Source organism: Dellaglioa sp. CoH-57-MRSF-21 (assembly GCF_056781915.1).
Genome location: NZ_JBXAXU010000049.1, coordinates 1 through 519 on the forward strand (window position 1 = coordinate 1; position 519 = coordinate 519).

At 54.3% G+C, this 519-nt stretch carries 1 protein-coding gene; it reads left to right on the forward strand.

What is annotated here, in order from left to right:
• Positions 1-102: 102 nt before the first annotated feature.
• Complete coding sequence (locus AC1RPQ_RS07850; protein WP_281106406.1) at positions 103-315, forward strand: hypothetical protein; 213 nt, start codon at positions 103-105, stop codon at positions 313-315.
• The last annotated feature ends 204 nt before the right edge of the window (positions 316-519 follow it).

A 519-nucleotide genomic window follows, 5' to 3' on the forward strand; every position in this document is an offset into this window, starting at 1 on the left:
ATCGTGCGGCGCTTGCCCAACACACGGAAAATCAGAAGAAACAAGGTTGACGGCACGCGCAATTAAGCGCATACTGCACAGCATTCAACAGCGGAGGGCAATATGAGCAACGTCAACATTCAATACTACAATGAGGCCGACCATATCAATCTTGCGTCTGCCACGGGTGATCTGGCGGTCCCGCGTGTCGGTGAGGTCATCCGCTTCGAGGCCGCCACCTCGGTTGATTACGAGGTGGCGGAGGTTGTGTACCACATCGCGCAGGGTACCAACCTACGACAGCGCATTTCTGTATTTCTCGCCCGTATCGGCTGAATCACCCAAACTCAAGGAGAAGAAGTAAATGCTGGATAAATCGATCATTGCTGAACGCCGTGCTCAACTCGACACGATTCGTGCGCAGCTCCGTACCGAGTTCTTCGGTCTGGACGACATCATCGACCGTGTAATCGAGAGCGTGAGTGCTTGGTACATCTTCCCACAGCTGATCACGCGTCCCGTGATCGTGAACCTGTGGGG

Bases quoted from the DNA above. Each gene is read 5' to 3' on its own strand.
- AC1RPQ_RS07850 (WP_281106406.1), top strand. From the start codon at position 103: ATGAGCAACGTCAACATTCAATACTACAATGAGGCCGACCATATCAAT.